The following is a 23,588-nucleotide window of genomic DNA, read 5'->3' as shown; positions in this document are numbered from 1 at the left end:
AAGAAGGTCGCACAATGCGGCTTCTTTTGAAAGCACCTGGTTCTCGCTCCCCCGCAGCCAGGTGCTTTTTTATTTCAAATCCTTGGCAATGACTGGCCAGTTGGCTTCCGCCAGCTTGATATTGCCGGGAATATCTTCTTCCCAAGTGCTCTGAACACCCTTGGAATAGTTGAGGTAAAGCTTATTGTCTACAATCTTCCATGCCTCAGGTACCGTTGAAGCGGTATAGCCCTGACTGACGGCCCAGGCACAGTATCCACCATATTGGGGAGCGTATTTTTCAGGGTTGGCTTCGAACATTTTCTTATGCTCGTTGCTTACGAAATACCAATCAGCACCTTTCCATTCAACGCTATGGTCCTTGCTACCCTCAACAGGCTTTCCGTCGGTGAAATAGGCAACAACGTCATAGCCTTCAACAGCTGTTCCAAAAATTGTGCTGTAGTAAAGCTTTTCTGCGGAAGCTGTCTGGACAGTTGAGAAAGAGAGAATTGCGACAAACAACGCAATCGCCACAGTTTGCAGTTTGATCAACCGAGTCATCATCTTGATATTTCTCCCTTAAATGAAAGAAAAGGACTTCCTAGCCTCACCAAGATAATTATTTCTCACTCTATCGCCAGCCACTTTCAATAACAATGGCGTGAACAGCTAAGAGGAAGACACTCGCTTTCTTGAGTATATAACGGCAATGACCAGTCCAACGGCAAAACCGGCAAGGTGAGCAACCCAGGCTATTCCCACACCCGGACCGACCAGAAGCGTGCCAAGTGGTGTTGCGCCGATCACTAAATTTATGCCAAGCAGTACGGCAATCAGAGTCACAACGCCCCGTAGACGGTAGCGGGGCAACAGGACAATCATCGTCGCCCCCATCGCGCCGAATACAGCCCCGGAGGCGCCGTAAAGAGTGATATTCACGTTTGGCTCGGCAATCAAATATTCAACAAACGCCCCGAACCAACCCGACAGGAAATACAGGATCAGAAAGCGAATTGCGCCGAACCGGCGCTCTGTCATAGTCCCGAAGGCCAGCAGCATCCCGGCGTTAAGGACCATATGGCTCCAGTCATTGTGAAGAAACATATGGCTGTTGAGCGTAATAAAAATATGTAAGAAGCCACTCAAGGAGGGCTGCTCAAGGAGGACGGAAACAATCGCCGGCCGGAAAGAAAAGTTACTATAGACCCAGTTCAATGTCTCAGGCGTCGTGATCGTAAGTAGCAGATGCACGCCAATAATGGCGGCAACCATATACATCGTCGCAGGTGGCACATTGAAGACCGGCTCCCGGCCCTGATATTCATTTGTCACGCAGATATTGTCCGGTTAAATCAATCAGCAGCCGGACCATAAGAGTAATGCCCGCCTTTTTCAAGCGCGCGCGTATATGCCGGACGGGCCTGAATACGCTCAACAAAGGCGGCAAGCGCCGGATACGCACTCAGGATACCGCGCGCACGAGCCGCCTCGAGAGGAAAGGACATCATGATATCTGCGCCGGTAAGATCGGAACCGACAAAATATTCCCGGCCCGTCATCTCGTTATTCATGAAGAAAAAATGATTTTCCGTCTCGCTATCAATCCTCGGCATCAGCGGTGCCGCCGCATCGCCAAGACGACTTGTATAAAGCCGAAGGAGGAGTGGCAGCATTGCGGAGCCTTCTGCATAATGTAGCCACTCTGAATATGCTTCGTGCTCAGCACTGCCAGGTTCTGGCGCAAATTTCCCTGCACCATATGTCCGGATCAGATAATCAGTTATTGCTCCGGATTCATGAAGCCGAAGCTCCCCATCCACCAGTACGGGAGATTTACCAAGCGGATGGATTTCCTTCAGTTCGTCTGGTGCAAGTCTGGTGGTTGCGTCACGTTCATAGCGCACCACCTCATAATCGACACCAAGCTCTTCCAGAAGCCACAATATCCGTTGAGAGCGGGAGTCGTTGAGATGGTGAACTGTAATCATGATCAGCTATCCTTTTTTAATCAGTAATCAGGTCCGCCCAAGACAGGCTTCAGGCATCTTTTGGAGCTATAATCTTAGCGATATCGTCATCAGCATACCCGAGTTCACGCAAGATTTCCTCCGTATGTTGCCCCACCTCTCCAGGCGGCGATACGGCATTTTGCGGGCTATCTTCATTTGCAATAAAGGGGGCGCCAACTAATCGCAATGCTTTATCAAATCCCCTCACATCTTTTGCTTCGACCACAATACCGCGATGTTCCAATTGCGGATCGGATGTGGCCTCTGCCAAGGTCCGGACCGCTTGCACGACAACGCCAGCCTCACTCATAATCTTGATCCAGTCTGCCGTCGTCTTGGTCTTCATTGACTGGCCGACAATCTCCAGCCCCTCGCGCAGATGCGCCTGCCGCGCCTCATAGGTCGCAAAGCGCGGATCTTCTAGCAAATGTTCCAATCCCGCAGCCTTCAGCATTGCAATATTATGGGCTGGCGTAATCGTGGCAATTAGAACTATTCCGTCCAGTGTCTCGAACACCCCGGCAAGTGGGCTGACGCGTCGGAGATTCGTTGCCTATCAGCGGAGGGACATTGCCGCGCACCATAAAGTCAGCCATTTGCGCCGCAGCCAACATAAGGGCACTATCGTACATCGCAACATCTACATATTGCCCCTTACCTGTCTTTTCACGACGGTAGAGCGCGGATGAGATCGCAAACGCGGCATTCATTCCAGTGAACATATCGATCACCATGATGCCAATACGCATCGGACCTGACTCCTCACTGCCGTTTAGGGTAAACAGGCCGGATGCCGCCTGAATGGCAGAATCATAAGCCTTGTCACCACTCCGCGGACCTTTCTGGCCATATCCGCTGATTGAACAATAAACGATCTCGGGTTTGCGTTGTTTCACACTCTCGTAATCGATCCCCAGTTTCTTTGCTACGCCGGGCCGAAAATTCTCAACGACGACATCGGCATCATCAATCAGGCGATAGACAATTTTCCGCCCCTCTTCCGACTTCAAGTCAATGGCAAGACTGCGCTTGCCAAGATTAACCGTCAGAAATGCAGGTGACAGGCGTTTAGCGACCATCTCCGCATCCGTGAGCGTAGTCCGAAGCTGATCGCCTTTTACCGGAGCCTCAATCTTGATGACATCCGCCCCCAGAAGAGAAAACATCTGCGTACTGATCGGACCTGCCAATACTTGCGTAAAATCTACGACTTTAAGACCTTCGTATGCCTTCATCATGCATCTCCCTTGGGAACGATCAGCGCATCAACTGCAACGGCCCCTTCAGGAAGAACAATAAACGGATTGACATCGATAGTTTCGATTTTGTCAGCATTGTCCGCCGCATAGACGGAGAGTTTGGAGAGGGCCTCCGCCAGCGCCTTCAGATCAGATGGCGGTGCACCCCGCACCCCATCCAGCATGGCGCGCCCTTGAATTTCATCGATCATTCGATATGCTTCATCCACTCCAAAAGGCGCAAGACGGAATGTCACGTCTTTAAGAACCTCAACAAAGACACCGCCAAGCCCGAACATAACGGCAGGACCAAAGACCGGGTCGCAAACGACGCCCATCACCGTCTCAACACCACCGGACACCATTTCCGCGACAATAACGCCGTCAATTTTTGCCTCCGGCTTCGCTTTTTTCGCGCGTTCAATAAGCGTTGCATACCCTTCCGCCACTTCTTGTTCGGAGTTGAGCTTGAGAAGCACTCCGCCAATTTCCGTTTTATGAAGGATATCTGGCGATGCAATTTTCATAACTACAGCGCCGCCGATATTTTTCCATACCTTGACGGCTTCTTCCGCAGATTGAACCAGTTCTTCACGGGTAACGGGCACGCCGATACTGTTCAGAACTTTCTTCGCTTCATGTTCTGCGATTGGTTCCGTTGGGGCGGGCAACGTCCCATCGGGCAATGCAGGCGGAGCATCCGGCCGGCCGCGCTTGTATATCTCCCCGAAATAAGTAAGCGCTGCCATGGCCCTCACAGTAAGGGACGGATCTTCGAAGCAAGGGATGTTGAGATTTTCAAATGGCTCAATAATGTCTTGCGGCCCGATCAGACTCATCATCATCATTTCATCGGGATACTTCTTGCGAATATTGGAGAAAATATCTCGACAGGCATCACGGGTAAATGGCGATGCCGGCACACCCGCAAGATAGACGATGTGGCTGTCGAAATCGGCCTCCTCAATCGTCATCTCAATATTTGCTTCCATCAATTTTGGATCGTTCAAAGCCTGAGCTGTGAAATCGACCGGGTTATTAACCCCGGCAAACGGGATCAACTCTTTCAACTTCTTTTGCGTCGCCTGTGGAAGCGGAGCGACATCCAAGCCATATTTCACCGAAGCATCCGCCATCTGCACGCCAACACCGCCTGAAATTGTCTGCAAATCGATCTTGCGACCTGTTGGATAATTACCAAACTGACAAGCATAGGCAATATCTACAAATTCTTCGGTAGTTTCCGCGCGGTAGACGCCATACTGCTTGAACAGTGCATCATAAACCGCATCTGCACCAGCAAGCGACGCCGTATGGGACGCCGCAGCCGCCGCACCAGCGTCAGTTTTGCCAACTTTCATAAAGATGACCGGTTTTTGCGCATCCCGCGCCATTTCAAGCGCCCGACAGACCCGGTCTGCATCCTTCATGCCTTCCGCATAGGCGAGTACAACCTTGACTTCAGGGTTTTGAGCATAATATTCAATCACTTCGGCAACATCGACATCCGATTCATTGCCTGTAGTCACCCAATAGTTCGACCGAACGCCCCGCAGTTGAGAAACGGCAAAGACATGGGCTCCATAAGCACCGCTCTGGCTGACGATGCCAATCGATCCAGGTGGGTGTAGTAAGGCTCCAGGCGCATTACTGAAGGTGCCGTACCAGCCCGCACTGATATTGAAAACACCCAGGCAATTGGGGCCAATAATCTTCATCCCGCTTTCTTTTGCAATCCCCGTAATCTCGCGTTGAGCGCGGGCACCATCATCGCTTTGCTCGGCAAAACCAGAGGTGAACATGACCGCACTTTTAACACCCTGATCCGCACAATCACGCAAGGTTTGAACCGCAACTTTTGCCGCCACGGCAATGACCGCACAATCAACTCCCGTCGGGACATCCTTTATGCTGGCATATGCGGGCAAATCCTGAATAGTTTCATAGTTCGGGTTTACCGGATAAATATTGCCTTTGAAGCCTGCATTCTTCATGGCATTTATTGGCCTGCCTCCAATCCGGGAGGGTGTGTTCGAGGCTCCGATAATCGCCACAGATTGCGGCCGCAACATTGGCTCAAGTGGATGGGTCATTCTTATTTCCTTTTTTATCCCTCAGTCGAAATTTTTACGATTGATTTTCAATCAGGTCGCTCGGCACTTTGATCGGCAATGCGAGAAGCTGTTGAGCGTATGTCTTCGCCAGATTATCAAGATGAAGAGTGGTGGTTCCACCGCCTCCCAGACAGTTCGTTAGCAGAAAATTCACCGCATTCATACCCGGCAAATCAAACCGCATGACGTCACCCTCAACGACATGCCCGAAGTATTTCTTCACGGTCTTTTCTGTCGCGCTTTGCTTAATCCATGGAAGATAATCAGGTTTGCGGGCAATAACACCGACATTAGCATTGTTCCCTTTATCACCGCTCCGCGCGGCGGCCAATGTTATGAGGGGCACCTCAACCAAAACATCAGAGGTCGAATTAAAAGTGGCTTCCGGTGCAGAGTGGTGTGATTCCGGGAAACTTGAATACTTCCTCGGAACCATACTTTTATATTTAACCGGTTTATCATTTATGAATACTTTGGGCTGGATACGTGCCTTATCGATCTGGAAGGCGAACTGCGCAACTACCGGCGTGATCTTCGGCCGACCTGCTGCCCCTGCCGAGCAGCGCCCCGTCGTCATGGATAGACCAACACCCGTCGTCTCCTTAGAGAAAAGTTCGAGCGCCGCGCGTTCATCATGCTTGACTTCTATCTGGGTAACGATCTCCCGTGCAACGGCGGCATGCTTGTCCGCATTGTCACCCCAGAGGGTTTGGGAGCCAATGACATGCACTGCCGTATCACGATAGTCGCCTAAATTTCGCTCAACAAAAAGACGACGGGTCCGCTTCAGCAAGGCGTTGGCAAAAGCCCGCCCTTTCTCTACTGCATCAAAGCCTGTGATGACAGTCGCGGCCGTCGCGCGATATCCATCCTTATACGTACCCGAAACCTTATAAGTTGATGTTGGCGCACGGCCTTTGACATTCGCTACATCCAGCCAATCTTTCTTCGTTTCCGTTAAGGTTACTCCAGAAAAATCACAAATTACATCCGGCATAATATAGGCCTCGGGATCTCCAATCTCATAGAGGATCTGCTCACCCACTGTCAGGCGGGAGACAAGGCCACCGGTGCCCTCTGGCTTGGTAATCGAGAAATTCCCGTCCTCCCGGCAGACAGCGATGGGATAGCCCATATCATCCCAGCCACCAACAGTATCCCGCCAATCGGTAAAATTACCCCCGGTCGCTTGCGCTCCGCATTCGAGAATATGACCAGCGAGACTACCCGAGGCGAGCCTGTCATAATCATCGACGGTCCAACCAAACTCATGGATTAAGGGCCCCAAGGTAACGGCACTATCAACGCATCGGCCTGTGATCACCACATCCGCTCCTTCATCGAGGGCAGCAGCAATCGGAAAAGCCCCGAGATAGGCATTCGCGCTGATCATCCCGTCCGGCATCGGTACGCCGGAGAACATCTCGGTTATCCCTTCAGAACGAAGGTTTTCAATTTCCTCCGTCAGATTATCACCCTCCACCGTGCCGATTTTAAGATCGACACCAGCTTCCTCTGCGACTTTAGCGAGCGCAGACGCGCATGCCGCCACATTGACGCCGCCAGCATTGGCCACGACCTTGATACCGCGCGTCTTGATCTCATGAAGAAGCGGCTTCATTGCGAGATCGACGAAGTCCCGCGCATAGCCAAGATCCGGCGATTTCTGCTTCGCCCGCACGAGGATAGACATGGTGACTTCCGCCAGATAGTCAAAGACGAGATAATCAAGATTGCCTTTAAGGACGAGTTGGCGCGGTGCCTCCTGCGAGTCACCCCAATACCCCGACGCGCCGCCGATGCGAATGGTTTTTGAATTAGTCATATCATTCACCCTTTCGCACTACTGTCCGGCATCTGCCAGGCGGGTTTTCGTTTTTCGGCGAAGGCTGACTGCCCCTCCTTACCCTCCGCACCTCTGTTCAACTCAGAAAATTTCGCAGCGGAGAAACTCACCATTTCCTCTTCAGGGAGTGAGCCGACCTTTAACATAATCGCCTTGGTCGCCGCGTTCGCCATAGGTCCGCAACGTAGTACTCGCGCGACAACGTCCTCCAACATCGTGTCGATATCCGCATCGGCGGAAAGATACTGCGCAATGCCATATTCAAATGCCTTCGCGCCATCGAACCGCTCGGCGGTGAGGGCAAGCTGCCGCGCGCGAGTCAAGCCGATCCTTTTAACGACATAGGGCGCAATCTGGGCTGGCGCCACGCCAAGCGTTGTTTCCGGCATCCCCATCCGCGCACCCTCTGCAACAATGGTAATATCGGCAAGGCAGGCATAGCCCATCCCTCCACCAAAGGCCGATCCTTCGACGACAGCAATGGTTGTCTGAGGCAGTCTCTCAAATCTCAGGAACGCCAGTCCGGCAGCACGGTTGCGTTCCATAATCGGATCGCTATCGGGGGTGACGACATCCTCGGCCATGTTACGACGTTCTTTAATATCGCCGCCCGCACAGAAATGCCCTCCTGCACCGCGCAGCACCACCACCCTGACCTCGGGTGTTGCCTCCAACCAATCGACAACAGCGGCGAATTCCGCCCCCATCTGACTATTGATGGCATTTCGCTGATCCGGCCGGTTGAACCAAAGGTTCAATCTCCCCGCGACCACATCAAGCTTAAGAAATTCACACTCCGGTAGCTCATGCATTTTCTTTTTCTTTCTTTTTATCGCATCCCCCGCCGATTATGCCTCGGTCAGGTATCTTTTAAACATAGCCTTAAATTGATCAATTTGCAGCGAAACTTTTTCATTTTTTCCTGCAACTATATTTGTCAGCGCCAGACCGCGGAGTGTAATGAGCAGCATCTGCCGCCAGGATTGAATTTCCTCCTGACTTCGGCCTGTATCAGCAAAGACTGCCTGCCAGACAATCGCTCTTTCCTTTTCAAGATCCTCCAACGCCATCGTAATGGCATCCTCAAACGCCGGGTCTTGGCGCCCGCGTACTGCAATTTCAATAAAGGCCGTGTAGTTAAATCCGCTAAACCCCTGCCAATAGTCATCGACTATACGGTCGATCCGCTCTTTAAGTGGCAAAATAGTCAGCTCCGCCGCGTCCAGATGTTGGCTAAGACGGTTTGCAATCTCTTCTATACTGGCGACCAGCAGGGATTTGGGGCTATCAAAATGATACTGAATGGCGCCGCGTGTCAGCCCGGCTTTGCGTGCGACATCTGCCATGGTGAGCTCCCCCGCTCCCTTTTCATGCAGCAGCATAATCGTTGCATCAACAAGGCGCTGACGAGTTTCCGCTCGCCTGTCTTCCTGCCGCCGTCGTTTTCCGTTTCGTTGCGGTGACGTTATATCCAATGTCGCCTCATCCAAACAAGAAAGAGCCATTGGCCGCACGCGGCACAATCACTCACATCCGGGATTACATAATATTCATTTGTAACATTCATGCATGAACGTTAGTGTGAAGGCATCAAAAAAACAATCCCTTTAACGGGCCGACAATTCAAATCTTGCCGGAAAATAAAAATTGGGGAATATCATGCAGTTTACTCAGGAACATCGAGAACTTTCCGAAAGCTTGAAGAAATTTATCGAGGCGGAGATAAATCCGCATGTGGATGAGTGGGAGGAAGCGGAGCAATTCCCCGCCCATGAGCTGTTTAAGAAGATGGGGGATATGGGTTTCCTTGGCATAAGTAAACCTGAAGAATTTGGAGGAAGCGACCTTGACTACTCCTATGAAGCCGTCGCTTCCGAGGCTTTGGGCTATATAGCATGTGGCGGGGTTGCGATGGCAATCGGAGTACAGACCAATATGTCGACGCCGGCCCTCGCCCGACATGGTTCCGATGAATTGCGGAGAGATTTCCTTGCGCCAGCCATTGCCGGTGACATGGTGGGGTGCGTTGGCGTAACCGAAGCCGCCGCCGGATCGGATGTCGCGAGCCTAAAAACAACAGCCCGAAAGGACGGCGATGATTATGTGATCAACGGCTCCAAAATGTATATCACCAATGCAATGCAGGCAGACTGGGTCTGCCTTCTCACCAATACCGGAGATGGCCCCGTCCATAAAAATAAGACGCTGATCATCGTTCCTCTGGATAGCCCCGGGATTACCAAGCATAAACTTCGCAAGATCGGCATGATGTCCTCTGATACGGCTCAGCTCTTTTTTGATGATGTTCGAGTGCCACAGCGCAACCGGATCGGCGAAGAAGGGCGCGGTTTCATTTATCAGATGCAACAATTCCAGGAAGAGCGACTGTTTGCCGCCTCGCGCGGCCCGCGCGTCATGGAAGAGGCAATCAATGAGACGATCGACTATACCCGCGAACGCAAGGCTTTCGGTAAGGCCATCCTCGATAATCAGGTTGTGAACTATCGCCTCGCCGAGCTTCAAACGGAAGTAGAGGCTTTACGCGCCCTTACTTATCATGCGGTAGAGCTCTATGTCGCGGGTGAGGATGTCACCAAGTTAGCCTCCATGGCGAAGCTGAAGGTTGGGCGGCTGCAGCGGGAAGTCATGGACAGCTGCCTGCAATACTGGGGTGGTCAGGGGTATATGTGGGAATCCTCCATCTCTCGCAAGTTCCGTGACTTCCGCCTGACCTCTATCGGCGGCGGCGCCGATGAAGTTATGCTGAAAGTCATCACGAAACTGATGGGCATATCCCCGGATTAAACGGCCGCGGCGAGATAACTTGCCTGGTTAATGGCGCGTTTTGCATCCAGCTCCATAGCTTCGAACGCGCCACCGACCAGTTCCGCGTCAACGCCATTCGCAACCAATTGATCATAAAGCTCACGTAGCGGAAGCTGGCCTGCGCAGATGATCACTGTATCAACATCAAGAATTTCATACTGATCATTGATATGAAGATGAAGGCCTTGATCGTTGATCTTGAGATACTCGACGCCATTGATCATTTTTACGCCGCGCCGCGCCAAGGTGATGCGATGCGTCCAACCGGTCGTCTTGCCAAGCCCACGACCGACCGGTGACGATTTCCGTTGAAGTAAAGTCACCTCCCGGTCCGATTTCGCGACAACCGGCTCCACATCGGTTACACCGCCGCGCGGATGATTCTTAAAATCTATCCCCCATTCTTTCGCAAATATTTCAACATCGAGAGAGGCGGATGTACCTTCATGAGTGATCTTCTCCGCGACATCAAATCCAATGCCGCCAGCACCCATAATGGCAACTTTCTTACCGACAGGTTTTGCGCCTTTGATCACATCTATGTAGCTCACAACTTTTGGATGGTCGATTCCCTCGACGTCTGGAACTCGTGGAGATATACCGGTGGCGATAACCACCTTGTCGTAGCCTTCCGCAGCGAGCATTTCGGCATTTACCCGGGTGTTCAGTTTCAGGTCAATCCCGAGTTTTTCGATCATGCGATTAAAATATCGGATCGTCTCATAAAACTCTTCCTTGCCCGGTATTCGCTTCGCAAGGTTGAACTGCCCGCCGATTTCCGGCGACGCATCATAGAGCGCGACCAAATGCCCGCGTTCCGCCGCTACAGTCGCGTATGCCAAACCTGCTGGCCCCGCCCCAACGACGGCAATCCTTCTTGGCGCTTCAGCGGTCACGTAATTTAGCTCCGTTTCATGGCAGGCGCGCGGATTTACAAGACAGCTCACTTCCATTCCATTGAATGTATGATCGAGGCATGCCTGATTACAAGCGATGCAGGTATTGATTTCGTCCTCCCGCCCTTCAAACGCTTTCAGAACCAAATCTGAATCCGCAAGCATCGGGCGCGCCATTGAGACGATATCCGCATCCCCACGTGCTAGCACATTTTCTGCAACGTCCGGCATATTGATACGGTTGCTGGTTATCAGCGGAATATCGAGTTCTTTCCGGAGACGTCCTGTTACCTGGGTAAAGGCCGCACGGGGCACCATCGTCGCGATCGTTGGAACAGCGGATTCATGCCAGGTGAAATGCGTGCTCATGATATTAACGCCAACTTTCTCGATTTGTTTGGCGAGCTGCACCACTTCCTCCCAGGACATGCCGCCCTGCAACATGTCCATCGCGGCAATTCGGAAAACAAGGATGAAATCCGGCCCGACTGCTTCGCGTACCCGGCGCATGACTTCGACGGGAAACCGCATCCGATTTTCAAAGGACCCACCCCATTCATCCGTCCGGCGATTAGTTTTCTCCACAAGGAAGGTACTGAGGAGATAACCCGCAGAGCCAATGACCTCCACACCGTCATAACCTGCTTTCTGCGCGCAGACCGCGCAGTTCACAATATCCGCGATTTGCTTCTCTACACCTTCCGCGTCCAACTCGCGCGGTGTCTTGCTGGCAATGCGGGAGCGTATTGCAGACGGCGCAACTGGGTTTTCATTTCTGGCGAGAGGTCCCATATGCAATATCTGCATACAGATTTTGGTATCCGGATCAGCTTGATGTACGGCATCAGTTACGAGGCGATGCTCTTCCACCTCGTCGTCATTTGAGAGCTTCGCGCCAGCCCCACCTTCAAGATTTGGGGAAATACCACCGGTGATAATCATGCCAACACCGCCACGCGCCCGTTCCGCGAAATAGACAGCCATGCGTTCAAACCCACCTTCAAGCTCTTCCAGTCCAGTATGCATGGAACCCATAAGCGCACGGTTCTTAATTGTCGTGAAGCCAAGGTCAAGAGGTGAAAAAAGATTTGGATATTTCTGATGTGCCGTCATTTTTTCTAATCTTTCATTTCAAATTCAGGCGTGGCGTGTTCCTGCCGCAGGAGGGTTGCGCGCAGGCCCCGCAAAACACTGCGCGACAGACATCCAGCGCGTCGCAATCTCACCCGATACTTTTAGGTTGGTATCCGCAATATTACGAGTCTGCGTAACAACCTGACAGAATTCGGAAGCATCGCCTTCAACAAGGTCCGCGGTATTTTCCGGGTTCCATTCCCAGATGTCTCCCGACGGGGCCGTCAACCGGACATGCGGCACCGGTTCCGGCACCTCTTCCTTGCGATTAATAAAAGTCCAGCCGAAGGTATTCATTCCCATAACGGCAATACTTTTGATCAGATCCCTGTTCTCCCGTTTTACGCCAAGCAGGTCATAGATTTCCTGCGCATGGGACCAAGTTTCCATTAACCGGGCAGAGATGCTGGACCGCGCACTCATGCTCGGCCCAACCCAAAGCAAACGCTGCTTCGGATCAGCGGCGTAAAACCGATCCGACATCTCCATATAATAGGCCCGCCAGGCATCCCGCAACGCGGTTCCCTTTAGGCCATCCAGCATTTTATCTGTTGCATCAATAAGTGAACCGGATTTATCCCGAAGCTCGGAAAGCTCTCCATAAACTCGCTTGAATGCTTCTTCATCCGTAAGAGTCAAATCAGCGACATAATTGAAGAAATGCAGATGCTGCATGACATCATTAACCGTCCAGTCGCGGAACAGCGTTACCCGGTCGTAATCCGCCTCACCAAGCGGCTCAATGAGACTGTAGAGTGCTTCGCTTTCATCTCTGAAATCATAGGCTTCTTTCAGCATTGTCTGAATTTCCCTTTTTATTTCCGCATTATTCCGGCACTTCAATTTCGAACAGAAGATCGTCGATAGACACTTGGCTTGCCGCCGTGGCAATCACATTCTGCACGACACCGGCAACTTCAGCCTGGATATCATGCTGCATCTTCATCGCCTCCAGCACAGCAAGACGGGTCCCAACATCAACTGTATCACCAGCCTTCACAAAGACTTCCAACAAGGTGCCATGCATGGGCGCTGTCACCTGCCCGCTCCCCGCAGCGGATGCGGTCGCCTCCGGGAACGCTATCTCATTAATAAACCGTAACGTCTTCCCGCCATCGGTGAATTCCAGCACCCCTTCAGAAAGGGCCTCATAATGCACGCGTTTGCGACTTCCATCGACGGTCAGCAGTGCCCTGTTCTCGCTCCGCTCCAAAACCTCAATGACCAGAGCTGCTTCACCCACCATAACATTATAACCGCCTTCGCGCTTTGGCGCGACAGTGACATCGATTTGATCTTCAGCCGCCGGGAACACATAACGGGTCAGCAATTCTCCGCCGCTTGACCAATCCATAAGCTGCTCAGTCACAAAAATCGCCGCCGATTTTGCCCGTTCACGCTCCACCTGATACAAAAGAACGGCGGCCATCGCCATTTCAATCTGATCCGGAATTTTTGCAGCCAACCGCTCGCCATCGAATAAGTCGCCAATAAAAGCGGTCGTCGCCTCTCCTTTTGCAAAGGTCTCCTCATTGAGGATATCGATTAGAAAACCACGGTTGGTTGTCAGGCCAAATATTACCGTATTTTTAAGCGCCTCAATCAGACGGTGGCGGGCAATCTCCCGACTTTCGCCATGGGCGATGACTTTCGCGATCATCGGATCATAAAAAGGGGAGATATCCTGCCCGGAATCAATGCCGGCGTCAGATCGCACGCCGTCTCCGTCCGCCGCCTGCCATGTCGTAATCTTGCCTGTACAGGGAAGGAAGTCCTGCGCGGTATCTTCCGCATAAAGACGCACTTCAATGGCATGGCCATTCAGCTTAACGTCCTGTTGCTCAATCCCAAGCGGCTCACCCTGCGCCACTTGAATTTGTAGCGACACAAGATCGTTTCCCGTCACCATCTCGGTCACCGGATGTTCCACTTGCAACCGGGTATTCATTTCGAGAAAATAGAAATTATTTCCGGCATCGAGCAGAAACTCAACGGTACCGGCACCACGATAGTTGATACTGCGCGCCGCTTCCACCGCAGCTGAGCCCATCTTTTCCCGGAGTTCCGGTGTCATGACTGGGCATGGCGCTTCCTCTACCACTTTTTGATGTCGGCGCTGAACCGAGCAATCCCGCTCACCCAGATGGACAACATTCCCATGATTATCCGCGAAAACTTGAACTTCTACATGTCGCGGTTCAATTATCGCTTTTTCAAGGATAAGCTCCTCCGAACCGAACGCGTTAAGCGCTTCCGAGCGCGCAGAGGCAAGGGCGTCAACAAGGTTCTTCTCTTCATGTACAAGACGCATGCCGCGACCACCTCCGCCCGCCGCGGCCTTCACCATAATCGGAAACCCAATATCTTTGGCTGCGGCAACAAGTGTACCGTCAGACTGGTCATGGTCTTCATATCCGGGAACACAAGGCACATCTGCCGCAATCATCCGCCGCTTGGCCGCTGCCTTGTTCCCCATCAAGTCAATCGCCTCGGCAGAGGGTCCAATGAAGACAATACCCGCATCCTCGCATGCCCTTGCAAAATCTGCATTCTCTGACAGGAATCCGTAACCCGGGTGAATAGCCTCCGCTCCCGTTTCCTTGGCTGCGGCCAATATCTTTGTCATATCCAAATAGGACTGCTGGACAGGCGCAGGCCCAATCAACATTGCCTCATCTGCGATACGGACATGAAGCGCCGCGGCATCCGCCTCTGAGTAAACAGCGATAGTGCGATACCCGAGACTTTTGGCTGTTTTGATTACCCTAACGGCAATTTCGCCCCGATTGGCGATCAATATGCTATTGAAATTTCTCATTTTTCCGGACCCACCTGTTTATATCTTTTTTCTTATTCATTGATTACCGGAGATTAGAGTCGGCCAACGCCGAAGCTGTTCGGTTGCAGGGTGCGATTACGCGCCTCCCAGCATGTTTGCAGCGCGAAGCCGATGACTTTACGGCTATCACGTGGATCGATAACACCTTGGTCAAGAAGTTTGCCTGAGGTATAAAACGCGTCCGCTTGACTATCAAAGTGATCAATCAAACGCGCCTTTTGAGCGGCGAGTGCCTCTTCATCAACAGGTATGCCTTTGCGTTCTGCACCACTTCGCGCCACCTGATCCATGGTGAGTGCCGCTTGTTCACCACCCATCACGCCAGTCTTGGCATTTGGCCAGGCAAACAGGAAATCCGGGTCATAGGCAAGGCCGGCCATCCCATAGTTACCGGCACCGAAGCTTGCCCCGATATAGAGTGTTATTTTCGGCACCCGGACGGTGGAAACGGCCTGGATCATTTTAGATCCATGCTTGATCATACCTTTTTGTTCATACTCCTTGCCAACCATATAGCCGGTAATATTATTCAGGAAGATCAACGGAATATTCGCGCTGGTCACAAAGCTGGAAGAACTGTCCGCCCTTCGCCGCGCCATCCGGATCGATCGGGCCATTATTGCCCACGATGCCGCAGGCCTGTCCGAAGATATTAGCCTGCAAACAAACAAGGGTGGCACCGTAACGTGGTTTAAATTCCTCAAAATCGGAACCATCAACCAGCCGGGCGACAACTTCGCGGACGTCATAAGGTTTTCGATAATCCACCGGAACCACACCAGCAATCTCTTCCGGATCGTAGCGCGGCTCCTTGAAACTTTTTATCTCTGGTGTCGGGCATTTATCGTTCCAGCCGAGGCGGCCAATGATGTCCCGTGCAATCAAAAGGCCATGGGCGTCGTCTTCGGCGAGATATTCAACAAGCCCCGTGGTGGTCGCATGCATTTCCGATCCCGCCAGTTCCTCCTCATCCGAGATTTCACCTGTTGCAGCCCGCACCAGAGCCGCACCGCCGAGAGAGGCGCGCCCCGCCCCTTGATGCCAATAACATAATCGCTCATGCCGGGGAAATATGCCCCACCGGCCGTTGATGGGCCGTGCAGAACGACGAAAGTAGGGATACCTGCCGCACTCAATTTTGCGAGCCTCTGGAATCCCCCGCCCCCATGCGCCCATGATTCAACCTGATACTTCAGAAGATTGGCGCCCGCACTCTCAACGAGATGTACAAAAGGAAGCTTCTTATCAATGGCAATATCCTGACAGCGACGGACTTTCTCCCCGGACTTCTGGGTCATTGCGCCAGCGTTGATGCCGCTATCGCTCGCGAAGATCATACACCGCACACCGTTGATAAATCCGATGCCAGCCAACGAACTTGCCCCCGGAATGCTTTTATCCCGATCATTCGTATCCACCATATAATTGGCGAGGCCGAACAGCTCCAGAAAGGGCATACCCGGATCGAGAAGACGGACCAACCGCTCACGTGGGGTCAATTGACCGCGCTCCTCAAATCTGGCGCGCCGACGCTCAGATAATTGTTTCGCGCGATCTTTTAACGCATGTAAATCATCGACAAGTGCCAGCATCTCCTGCCGATTGGTGGCAAAGCTGTCAGAAGAGGCAACGATTTTGGATGAGAAAACGGCCATTCGGAACTCCCGATTTTTATTTTTTCTTTATTGATAGCATAGGAAAGTTCGCGCCGTTAAGAAAAAAAATGACGTGAGCGACCGTGGCATAATTTAATTTTCTGGCGTTACGCCGACAGTCGTTTTAAACTGTCATTCTGCAGGAAATAAATCGCGGGATATAATGCTACGCGCCCTGCATCATATAAGTGGCACTAAGAAATAATAAAAAAGGAGCCTTTCCAAATGGAAGTAGGAATATTGGCCTACGGGGGATATATCCCGCAAAGCCGATTGCAACGTAGTGAAATCGCAAAAGCTCACAGCTGGTTTAATCCAGGGCTTAACGGCCTTGCCAAGGGCGAAAGAGCAATGGCAAATTGGGACGAAGATAGCGTCACCATGGCCGTCGAAGCTGCGCGGGATTGTCTCGCAGACTCTGACCGCAATGATGTTTCCGCTGTTTATATGGCCTCAACCAGCTTTCCGTTTATGGATCGGCAGAATGCAGGCATCGTTGCTGATGCGCTGAACCTGAACAGCAGCCTGCAGACCCTCGATTTCGCCTCCTCCCAGCGAGCAGGTAGCGCGGGATTGGCGACAGCCCTTCAGGTAGCCAAAGGAGGCAGCGGCCCAATTCTTTTCACTGCTGCGGAAAAACGCCAGACGAAGGCGGCAAGCCCGCTGGAATTCACATCCGGCGACGGGGCGGCCGCTTTTCTGGTCGGTCAGGGCAAAGTCATTGCCCGCCTTCTCGGCAACCATACAGAAGCCGTTGATTTCGTCGATCACTTCCGTGGCGAAGGCGAAGCCTATGACTACAATTGGGAAGAACGCTGGATCCGCGATGAGGGATATCTCAAAATTGTACCAAGTGCCATTTCCGCCCTGTTGTCGGAAACCGGAGTTAAAGCGGAAGATGTTACAACCTTCTGCTTCCCGGTAGCCGCGCGCGGTGTCGCTGGAATGCTTGCGAAGAAACTCGGTATACCCGAGAGTTCCGTTGCAGATAATCTTCAGGCAAACTGCGGTGAGACTGGGACTGCCCATTCCATGGTAATGCTGTCCCATGCGTTGGAAAATAGTAAGCCGGGCGATAAAATCCTTGTCGCAAGCTTCGGTCAGGGCAGCGATGCTCTCCTGTTCGAAGTGACTGAGGAAATCAAATCGCTTTCTCCCCGCAAAGGCGTTTCGGGCTATCTCGCTCGTCGCTATGCGGAAACGAACTACAACAAGTTCCTCGCGTTCCATGATCTGGTTAACTTGGAACGTGGTATCCGCGCAGAGACCGACAAGAAAACCGGCCTGACGACCCTTTATCGCAACAAGGGAATGACCCAAGCCATGATTGGTGGTCAATGTTCCCAATGCGGTACGGCGCAGTTTCCGAAGTCCAATATGTGCGTTAATGAAAATTGCGGCGCCATCGGTACGCAAGAGGATTACCCCTTCGCGGAGAGAATTTCAAAAGTGAACTCCTTTACCGCGGACCGGCTTACCTATTCACCGGATCCGCCCGCCTATTACGGCATGATCCAGTTCGAAGAAGGCGGTCGCCTGATGAGTGACTTTACCGATATCTCGCCTGAAACGGATATCAAGGTAGGAATGCCCATGCGGATGATGTTTAGGGTCAAAGACTATGACAACAAGCGCGGGTTCAGGCGTTATTTCTGGAAAGCGACCCCCGCGGACGCTTCAAATAAAGGAGAATAAAAATGGCTGCAGGGATTAAAGATAAAGTTGCTATTTTGGGTATGGGTTGTTCACGATTTGGCGAACGCTGGAATGACAACGCAGAAGATTTGATGATCGAGGCCTATGTCGAGGCGCTGGCAGACGCGGGGATCGAGAAGAGCTCGATTGACGCCGCCTGGTTTGGCACCGGTATCGAGGAAGAGCATGTGGGCAAATCCGCCGTACCGCTTTCCATGGCGCTAAGGCTTCCCAACATCCCCGTTACCCGTGTTGAAAACTACTGCGCCAGTGGTTCAGAAGCTTTCCGTGGTGCCGTCTATGCTGTTGCCTCCGGCGCGTGCGATATCGCGCTCGCCCTTGGTGTCGAGAAATTGAAGGACACAGGATATGGCGGCCTGCCGCAACGTAACCGCGGATCCGTCAATGACCTCTTCTGGGCGAATGCGTCGGCTCCCGGCTCTTTTGCGCAGTTGGCTTCGGCTTATTCTGCGAAGCATGGCGTCAATAAAGATGACATGAAGCGGGCGATGGCCCATATCTCCGTCAAGAGCCATGACAACGGATCCAAAAATCCAAAGGCGCATCTTCGTAATAAAATCAACGAAGATAAGGTGATGAACGCCCCAATGATTGCAGAGCCCCTCGGCCTCTTCGATTGCTGCGGTGTAAGCGATGGATCGGCCTGTGCCATTGTCACGACCCCAGAAATTGCGAAATCACTGGGAAAATCGGATCTGATAACGGTCAAAGCTATGCAACTCGCGGCCTCTAACGGTCGGGAAGCGCAGCATAACTCCTGGGATGGCAGTCATTTCGTGACCACCCGCGCAGCTGCTAATCGCGCCTATAAGGAAGCGGGGATTACCAAGCCGCGGGATCAGATCAGCCTGTTCGAAGTACATGACTGCTTTTCCATAACGGAATTTGTCACCATGGAAGATCTTTTCATCTCCGAAGAAGGTAATGCCGTCAACGATATCATGGATGGCTTCTATGATGCTGACGGCAAGATCCCTTGCCAAATCGACGGCGGGCTTAAATGCTTCGGCCATCCGATTGGCGCATCGGGCCTGCGCATGATTTACGAGATGTATCTGCAGATGCAGGGCCGCGCAGGAGATCGTCAGAGAAAGGAAGAGCCCGTGGTTGGCATGACACATAACCTCGGCGGCTTCCCGCATCAGAATGTCTGCTCCATCACCATTGTCGGAAAAGAAGGCGCTTAAGCTCTTTCTCCGGACCCCTTCAGGCCGCCTTCTACTCCCGGGCGGCCTGAAGATTATTTGAGTATGATTTCAGATGGGAACGCGAAGGTCGCCGATTTCGTCCTTCAGAACCCGTTTCAGAACCTTCCCGGTCGCATTACGCGGCAGTTCCTCCATAAAGACAACATGCTTCGGGATTTTGTATCGGGCGAGTTTATCCTGACAATAGTGGATTACGTCGTCTGCGGATAGTTGCTTGTCCGGCGCGATAACGATGACGGCACATCCTACTTCATCCCAACGATCATCCGGGACACCAATGACCGCCAGATCAGCGATTTCCGGCATTTTGAACAAGGTACTCTCGATTTCCGCCGGGTACACATTCTCTCCGCCGGAGATATACATATCTTTCCAGCGATCAACGATGAAGTAATGCCCTTCCTCATCCACTCTGCAGGCGTCGCCGGTATGCAGCCATCCATTCGTTATTGTTTCGGCATTAGCGTCGGGTCGGTTCCAATATCCGGGAGTGATGTTCGGCCCCTTCACCCATAGCTCTCCGGTTTCTCCTTGTCGAACGTCCTCGCCATTTTTATCGACAACGCGCGCCTCCGCATTCAAGGCAAGTTTCCCCGCAGAGCCCGGTTTACTGAACGCCATTTCCGCATCTTGCACTGTCACTGTCGGGCTGGTTTCTGTCATTCCATACCCTTGTTGCAAGGCCAGCCCCCGCGCCTTATAGGTTTCAAGGAGTGGCACAGGCGTAGGTGCCCCGCCGACGCCAGAACAGGCAAGGCGTGAAAAATCCGTTGTGTTAAATTCAGGATGTTGGCTCATAAAAAGGTAATTTGCTGGCACGCCAAAGAAATGGGTAAGACCTATCTCCTCATCATCAATGATGCGAAGACATTCCCCCGGATCAAAGGCCCGCATGACCAATGTTGTTCCGCCAAAATAGAGCGCAACGGAGCTGTAGCAGTTAAGTCCGCCTGTATGGAATAAGGGCAAGATTGTTAGTGTCTTGGCATCCGGCGTGAAATAGGTGGGAACGCCTAGGTTCACCGCGTTATAAAAAGCCATGCCATAAGTATTCATCGCGCCCTTCGGCAGGCCGGTCGTGCCAGAGGTATACATGATCGTCCAAACATCGTCATGGGTGACATTTGTGAGTGTTGGTGTCGGGTTCGCGGCCTTGATTGCCGCCTCATAGGGTGTATCGCCTCCGCCTCCGCTCGTTTCCAGAAAATGAAGGACGTCGGTTCTTTCCTTTAGCTCCCCTATTTCTACAGAGAACTGTGAATCATGGATAAGAGCTTTTGGCCCAGCATCGCGGATGATGAAATCGAGTTCATTGACTGTAAGTCGCCAGTTAAGCGGCAGAAATATAGCGCCAATCTTGGCGCAAGCCGCCTGTATTTCCAACATATCAGTCGAATTCATGGCGAGAACCCCGACCCGGTCACCTTTTTCTATCTCACAATTTTTCTGCAAATGAAAAGCAAGGCGCAAGGCCCTGTCATTTGCCTCGGCATAGGTAAAATGGCGATTGGAATGGAGATCTACCCAAACCTCTTTTCCCGGAACCCTCTCCGTGTGATGGGCCAGCCAGTCGTAATGCGTTACGCTCATATTTTCCTCCCCGTCTTGCTTTTTTGTCTGCAGGTTATTGTTGAATTTTCTCCGTCAAGCGGATTATGGGCCGCTCACTATATTTATGCGCGGCCATCATTTCCCGCTTCGCCAATACAATAATATTTTATGGTGTCCCTGTTGTTCCTCTCATCATGCCCGCTTTCAACATTTTGTAAAAGCCCTTTGGCCTCCGAAGAGGTTTGATACCTGCCCTTTCTCGCCGTAAGATGGGCCAAAATAATAAGCATTCAAACTCTGAGAAGGGATAATCCGCCGTGACATATAGCTGCTTCGACGTTCAAATAAAAAATCAGATCGCTCATATCATTCTTAACCGGCCTGAAAAGCGCAACAGCATGATCCCGGCATTCTGGAATGAACTTCCCGAGATTGTTCGGGACATCGATGAAAATGCAAAGGCAAGAGTGATCGTTATTTCCTCGACCGGGCCGCATTTCTCCTCCGGGCTGGATGTCGCCTCTTTCGTGCAGCCAGAAATAACCGATCCAAAAGAAAAACGAGCCTCGGAAATTAGCGCTGGCGCCGCATTTTATGGCGCCGTCAAGAACATGCAGCAGACTTTCACGGCGTTGCAGGACTGCCGCCTACCCGTCCTTGCGGCCATTCAAGGTGGCTGTATCGGTGGTGGGGTTGATCTAATCACAGCCTGCGATATGCGCTATGCCACCGAAGATGCGTTTATCACAATCTTCGAGACAAATATTGGCATGACCGCTGATGTCGGAACTTTCCCCCGAATTACCAAGGTGATCGGCGACGGCCTTGCACGGGAGCTAGCCTATACGGGCCGCCGGATGCCCGCGAATGAGGCAAAATCCGCAGGCCTGTTTAACACCGTCTATAAAGATCAGGAGGCACTTCTCGGCGCCGTCATGGAAATAGCAAAGGAAATCGCCAGCAAGGCACCGCTTGCGATCATGGGCTGCAAGCGCATGATGAATTATTCACGCGATCATTCGATCGAAGACAGCCTTGATTATATCGCTATCTGGAATGCCAGCATGTTGCAGCGGGAGGAAATATTTGAGGCGATGAAGGCTAACGCCGAGAAACGGCCCGCCGAGTTTGTCGAACTGCCACCTATTCAAAAGAATATTGGCTAGCCACCCCGTCGGCACAGGCCCTAAATAGATTAAATGAGAGTGGTGATCCCGACAGGACTCGAACCTGTTACCTCAAGATTAGGAATCTTGCGCTCTATCCTGATGAGCTACGGGACCATATCCCGGGTTTAGCAGAGAGCTTTTTTGCATGCCACAAAAAATTGGAGGGAATTACTCACGCGGTTCCCTCCCCATATCATACGGTCAGTCAGAAGTCAGGACGCAATTCTTTGCGAAATCAGCTGCTTCATTCGCGGACCAGTCGCCCTTGGGCTTTTCTTTCATTGTTTCACACCATTCCTTGCTCCCCACTTCCGGGTCGCAAGCCGCAAGTCCCAGCGCAAAAACGGACAAAAGAATAAAGCCGACAAATTTCCTAATCATATTTTTCCCTCCAGATACAAAAAAAGGACGGGGCGCGTTTCCGCGTCCCGTCCCTTCTTGAGTGTCAAGATTACTTGCTTTCGACGGTAATTACCACACGACGGTTTGCCGCGTTTTTAACACCATCAGCAGTCTGGACTTTTAGGTCCTTCTTACCGTAGGAGCGCATGATAATCCGCTTCGGCTCCATGCCTTCCTCGATACCCATGAAGGCAACGTTTTCGGCACGGCGTTCACCAAGCTTGTCATTGTAGACTACGCTACCGACTGTATCTGTATAGCCAGCGATCGTGATCTTCGGATCCTTGAATTTTTTCATGTATTCCGCAGCTGCTTTGACCTCTTCCATAGAGCCATAGCAGTGGTGTATCGGAATCGAAATCAAAATTCACTTCGAAGGATTGCGGCGCCATCATGGGTTCTTTCTTCTTCATGACGACAACTTTTTCTTCAACAACAACCGCGACCGGTGCCATTGCAGCTTCAATCTCTTCCATCGCTAGCACGAAGGCATCCCGGCAAGCGGCGATATCTTTCGGCTGCCAGTTTTCTTCCTGCTCCTGCACCCAGCAATCAAAGCTTGTCTGGGCTTTTGCTGCCTGCATCGGAAGCTTCTCACGTGCGCCAGCATTCAGAACCTCCATCAAACGTTCCCGCGCGCCGATCAGGACCGGCTCTCTGTCGGAAGGAAGATGCCATTCTTCTGGGTGATAGGGATCAACCTGTTCCCCACGTGTTGCCGCCATTGCCTTTTCTGCAAAGCGGTCAGAATCAATGTAGTCGCCTTCGTTATATTCAGCTTTCGCAAGTTCAATATAACCTGTGTAAAGCGCTTGCTGGTACTCACTCCCGCTCGGGCTTAACCGTTCGGCCTGTTCCAACTTGCCACCACATGCCGCCAGCACGAGCGAAGCTGCGCCAACAATCGCAAATCTAATCGTATTTTTCATAATCTTCCCCTCAACCCTTTCCAAGGTGCACTGGTATAACACCAAGTATGGTTAATACTAGTACGTTGCAGAGC

Annotated in this window: 20 protein-coding genes, 1 tRNA gene and 1 pseudogene; 4 read left to right on the top strand and 18 right to left on the bottom strand. The window is 52.0% G+C overall.

The window, feature by feature from the left end; genetic code table 11:
- Nucleotides 1–69: 69 nt before the first annotated feature.
- From AC0L73_RS13650 to AC0L73_RS13610, 9 genes are all read right to left on the bottom strand, one after another.
- Nucleotides 70–546, bottom strand: coding sequence for a YHS domain-containing (seleno)protein (locus tag AC0L73_RS13650; protein ID WP_227947662.1), 477 nt, complete (start codon nucleotides 544–546; stop codon nucleotides 70–72).
- A gap of 105 nt (nucleotides 547–651) precedes the next feature.
- Nucleotides 652–1,314 (bottom strand): rhomboid family intramembrane serine protease, encoded by a 663-nt coding sequence (locus tag AC0L73_RS13645; RefSeq protein ID WP_473653986.1) that lies wholly within the window; start codon nucleotides 1,312–1,314, stop codon nucleotides 652–654.
- Nucleotides 1,315–1,334: 20 nt separating this feature from the next.
- Nucleotides 1,335–1,970 (bottom strand): glutathione S-transferase family protein, encoded by a 636-nt coding sequence (locus AC0L73_RS13640; RefSeq protein WP_227947664.1) that lies wholly within the window; start codon nucleotides 1,968–1,970, stop codon nucleotides 1,335–1,337.
- Between the two features lie 49 nt (nucleotides 1,971–2,019).
- Nucleotides 2,020–2,508: a CoA transferase gene (locus AC0L73_RS13635; RefSeq protein ID WP_473653985.1), complete on the bottom strand. Its 489-nt coding sequence runs from the start codon at nucleotides 2,506–2,508 to the stop codon at nucleotides 2,020–2,022.
- A complete protein-coding gene (locus AC0L73_RS13630) occupies nucleotides 2,453–3,229 on the bottom strand; it encodes a CaiB/BaiF CoA transferase family protein (protein ID WP_473653984.1) in 777 nt (258 codons plus the stop codon). The genes AC0L73_RS13635 and AC0L73_RS13630 overlap by 56 nt, the downstream gene beginning before the upstream one ends.
- Nucleotides 3,226–5,322 carry an acetate--CoA ligase family protein gene (locus AC0L73_RS13625; protein ID WP_473653983.1) on the bottom strand — a complete coding sequence of 699 codons (2,097 nt, stop codon included), beginning with the start codon at nucleotides 5,320–5,322 and terminating at the stop codon, nucleotides 3,226–3,228. The genes AC0L73_RS13630 and AC0L73_RS13625 overlap by 4 nt, the downstream gene beginning before the upstream one ends.
- 34 nt (nucleotides 5,323–5,356) lie before the next feature.
- Nucleotides 5,357–7,168, bottom strand: coding sequence for an acyclic terpene utilization AtuA family protein (locus tag AC0L73_RS13620; protein ID WP_473653982.1), 1,812 nt, complete (start codon nucleotides 7,166–7,168; stop codon nucleotides 5,357–5,359).
- Nucleotides 7,169–7,173: 5 nt separating this feature from the next.
- The gene (locus tag AC0L73_RS13615; RefSeq protein ID WP_227947668.1) at nucleotides 7,174–8,001 is read right to left on the bottom strand and encodes an enoyl-CoA hydratase/isomerase family protein; all 828 of its coding nucleotides are present in this window, start codon (nucleotides 7,999–8,001) and stop codon (nucleotides 7,174–7,176) included.
- A gap of 36 nt (nucleotides 8,002–8,037) precedes the next feature.
- Complete coding sequence (locus AC0L73_RS13610; RefSeq protein ID WP_227947669.1) at nucleotides 8,038–8,694, bottom strand: TetR/AcrR family transcriptional regulator; 657 nt, start codon at nucleotides 8,692–8,694, stop codon at nucleotides 8,038–8,040.
- Between the two features lie 154 nt (nucleotides 8,695–8,848).
- Here AC0L73_RS13610 and AC0L73_RS13605 point away from each other — a divergent pair, with 154 nt between their 5' ends.
- Nucleotides 8,849–9,994: an acyl-CoA dehydrogenase family protein gene (locus AC0L73_RS13605; protein ID WP_227947670.1), complete on the top strand. Its 1,146-nt coding sequence runs from the start codon at nucleotides 8,849–8,851 to the stop codon at nucleotides 9,992–9,994.
- On the opposite strand, the gene AC0L73_RS13600 is transcribed toward AC0L73_RS13605, so the two are convergent.
- From AC0L73_RS13600 to AC0L73_RS13585, 4 genes and pseudogenes are all read right to left on the bottom strand, one after another.
- Nucleotides 9,991–12,024, bottom strand: a complete 2,034-nt coding sequence (locus AC0L73_RS13600; protein ID WP_227947671.1) for an NADPH-dependent 2,4-dienoyl-CoA reductase — start codon at nucleotides 12,022–12,024, stop codon at nucleotides 9,991–9,993. The two genes, AC0L73_RS13605 and AC0L73_RS13600, sit on opposite strands and share 4 nt — an antisense overlap.
- A gap of 24 nt (nucleotides 12,025–12,048) precedes the next feature.
- A complete protein-coding gene (locus tag AC0L73_RS13595; protein WP_227947672.1) occupies nucleotides 12,049–12,843 on the bottom strand; it encodes a TIGR03084 family metal-binding protein in 795 nt (264 codons plus the stop codon).
- Between the two features lie 28 nt (nucleotides 12,844–12,871).
- On the bottom strand, nucleotides 12,872–14,863 hold the full coding sequence (locus AC0L73_RS13590; RefSeq protein WP_473653981.1) for an acetyl/propionyl/methylcrotonyl-CoA carboxylase subunit alpha: 1,992 nt from the start codon (nucleotides 14,861–14,863) through the stop codon (nucleotides 12,872–12,874).
- Between the two features lie 53 nt (nucleotides 14,864–14,916).
- Nucleotides 14,917–16,539, bottom strand: a pseudogene (locus AC0L73_RS13585) (acyl-CoA carboxylase subunit beta).
- 225 nt (nucleotides 16,540–16,764) lie between these two features.
- Between AC0L73_RS13585 and AC0L73_RS13580 the strand changes: the two are divergent.
- A complete protein-coding gene (locus AC0L73_RS13580) occupies nucleotides 16,765–18,234 on the top strand; it encodes a hydroxymethylglutaryl-CoA synthase family protein (protein ID WP_473653980.1) in 1,470 nt (489 codons plus the stop codon).
- A 2-nt stretch (nucleotides 18,235–18,236) separates the two neighbouring features.
- On the top strand, nucleotides 18,237–19,442 hold the full coding sequence (locus tag AC0L73_RS13575; protein ID WP_227947676.1) for an acetyl-CoA acetyltransferase: 1,206 nt from the start codon (nucleotides 18,237–18,239) through the stop codon (nucleotides 19,440–19,442).
- A 69-nt stretch (nucleotides 19,443–19,511) separates the two neighbouring features.
- On the opposite strand, the gene AC0L73_RS13570 is transcribed toward AC0L73_RS13575, so the two are convergent.
- Nucleotides 19,512–21,053 (bottom strand): acyl-CoA synthetase, encoded by a 1,542-nt coding sequence (locus AC0L73_RS13570; RefSeq protein ID WP_473653979.1) that lies wholly within the window; start codon nucleotides 21,051–21,053, stop codon nucleotides 19,512–19,514.
- Between the two features lie 278 nt (nucleotides 21,054–21,331).
- Here AC0L73_RS13570 and AC0L73_RS13565 point away from each other — a divergent pair, with 278 nt between their 5' ends.
- The gene (locus AC0L73_RS13565) at nucleotides 21,332–22,180 is read left to right on the top strand and encodes a crotonase/enoyl-CoA hydratase family protein (RefSeq protein ID WP_227947678.1); all 849 of its coding nucleotides are present in this window, start codon (nucleotides 21,332–21,334) and stop codon (nucleotides 22,178–22,180) included.
- A 40-nt stretch (nucleotides 22,181–22,220) separates the two neighbouring features.
- Here AC0L73_RS13565 and AC0L73_RS13560 read toward each other — a convergent pair.
- The 4 genes from AC0L73_RS13560 to AC0L73_RS13545 all read right to left on the bottom strand — a co-directional run bounded on the left by AC0L73_RS13560 (nucleotide 22,221) and on the right by AC0L73_RS13545 (nucleotide 23,514).
- Nucleotides 22,221–22,297, bottom strand: a tRNA-Arg gene (locus tag AC0L73_RS13560).
- Nucleotides 22,298–22,384: 87 nt separating this feature from the next.
- A complete protein-coding gene (locus tag AC0L73_RS13555) occupies nucleotides 22,385–22,564 on the bottom strand; it encodes a DUF3012 domain-containing protein (protein WP_227947679.1) in 180 nt (59 codons plus the stop codon).
- Nucleotides 22,565–22,634: 70 nt separating this feature from the next.
- Nucleotides 22,635–22,883, bottom strand: coding sequence for an OmpA family protein (locus tag AC0L73_RS13550; RefSeq protein ID WP_473653978.1), 249 nt, complete (start codon nucleotides 22,881–22,883; stop codon nucleotides 22,635–22,637).
- Nucleotides 22,825–23,514: a hypothetical protein gene (locus tag AC0L73_RS13545; protein ID WP_473653977.1), complete on the bottom strand. Its 690-nt coding sequence runs from the start codon at nucleotides 23,512–23,514 to the stop codon at nucleotides 22,825–22,827. Before AC0L73_RS13545 ends, AC0L73_RS13550 begins: the two co-directional genes overlap by 59 nt.
- Between the last annotated feature and the right edge of the window lie 74 nt (nucleotides 23,515–23,588).

Source organism: Sneathiella sp. D3-11 (assembly GCF_055809395.1).
Note: the sequence above shows the minus strand (reverse complement) of the source record. Positions and strands in the feature narration are given on the sequence as shown.

Excerpts from the sequence above, each read along its gene's own strand:
- AC0L73_RS13640 (WP_227947664.1), bottom strand. The coding sequence starts at position 1,970 with ATGATTACAGTTCACCATCTCAACGACTCCCGCTCTCAACGGATATTG.
- AC0L73_RS13570 (WP_473653979.1), bottom strand. The coding sequence starts at position 21,053 with ATGAGCGTAACGCATTACGACTGGCTGGCCCATCACACGGAGAGGGTT.
- AC0L73_RS13630 (WP_473653984.1), bottom strand. The coding sequence starts at position 3,229 with ATGATGAAGGCATACGAAGGTCTTAAAGTCGTAGATTTTACGCAAGTA.
- AC0L73_RS13555 (WP_227947679.1), bottom strand. The coding sequence starts at position 22,564 with ATGATTAGGAAATTTGTCGGCTTTATTCTTTTGTCCGTTTTTGCGCTG.
- AC0L73_RS13620 (WP_473653982.1), bottom strand. The coding sequence starts at position 7,168 with ATGACTAATTCAAAAACCATTCGCATCGGCGGCGCGTCGGGGTATTGG.
- AC0L73_RS13580 (WP_473653980.1), top strand. The coding sequence starts at position 16,765 with ATGGAAGTAGGAATATTGGCCTACGGGGGATATATCCCGCAAAGCCGA.
- AC0L73_RS13605 (WP_227947670.1), top strand. The coding sequence starts at position 8,849 with ATGCAGTTTACTCAGGAACATCGAGAACTTTCCGAAAGCTTGAAGAAA.
- AC0L73_RS13610 (WP_227947669.1), bottom strand. The coding sequence starts at position 8,694 with ATGGCTCTTTCTTGTTTGGATGAGGCGACATTGGATATAACGTCACCG.
- AC0L73_RS13545 (WP_473653977.1), bottom strand. The coding sequence starts at position 23,514 with ATGAAAAATACGATTAGATTTGCGATTGTTGGCGCAGCTTCGCTCGTG.
- AC0L73_RS13650 (WP_227947662.1), bottom strand. The coding sequence starts at position 546 with ATGATGACTCGGTTGATCAAACTGCAAACTGTGGCGATTGCGTTGTTT.
- AC0L73_RS13595 (WP_227947672.1), bottom strand. The coding sequence starts at position 12,843 with ATGCTGAAAGAAGCCTATGATTTCAGAGATGAAAGCGAAGCACTCTAC.
- AC0L73_RS13550 (WP_473653978.1), bottom strand. The coding sequence starts at position 22,883 with ATGAAAAAATTCAAGGATCCGAAGATCACGATCGCTGGCTATACAGAT.
- AC0L73_RS13615 (WP_227947668.1), bottom strand. The coding sequence starts at position 8,001 with ATGCATGAGCTACCGGAGTGTGAATTTCTTAAGCTTGATGTGGTCGCG.
- AC0L73_RS13590 (WP_473653981.1), bottom strand. The coding sequence starts at position 14,863 with ATGAGAAATTTCAATAGCATATTGATCGCCAATCGGGGCGAAATTGCC.
- AC0L73_RS13625 (WP_473653983.1), bottom strand. The coding sequence starts at position 5,322 with ATGACCCATCCACTTGAGCCAATGTTGCGGCCGCAATCTGTGGCGATT.
- AC0L73_RS13575 (WP_227947676.1), top strand. The coding sequence starts at position 18,237 with ATGGCTGCAGGGATTAAAGATAAAGTTGCTATTTTGGGTATGGGTTGT.
- AC0L73_RS13600 (WP_227947671.1), bottom strand. The coding sequence starts at position 12,024 with ATGACGGCACATCAGAAATATCCAAATCTTTTTTCACCTCTTGACCTT.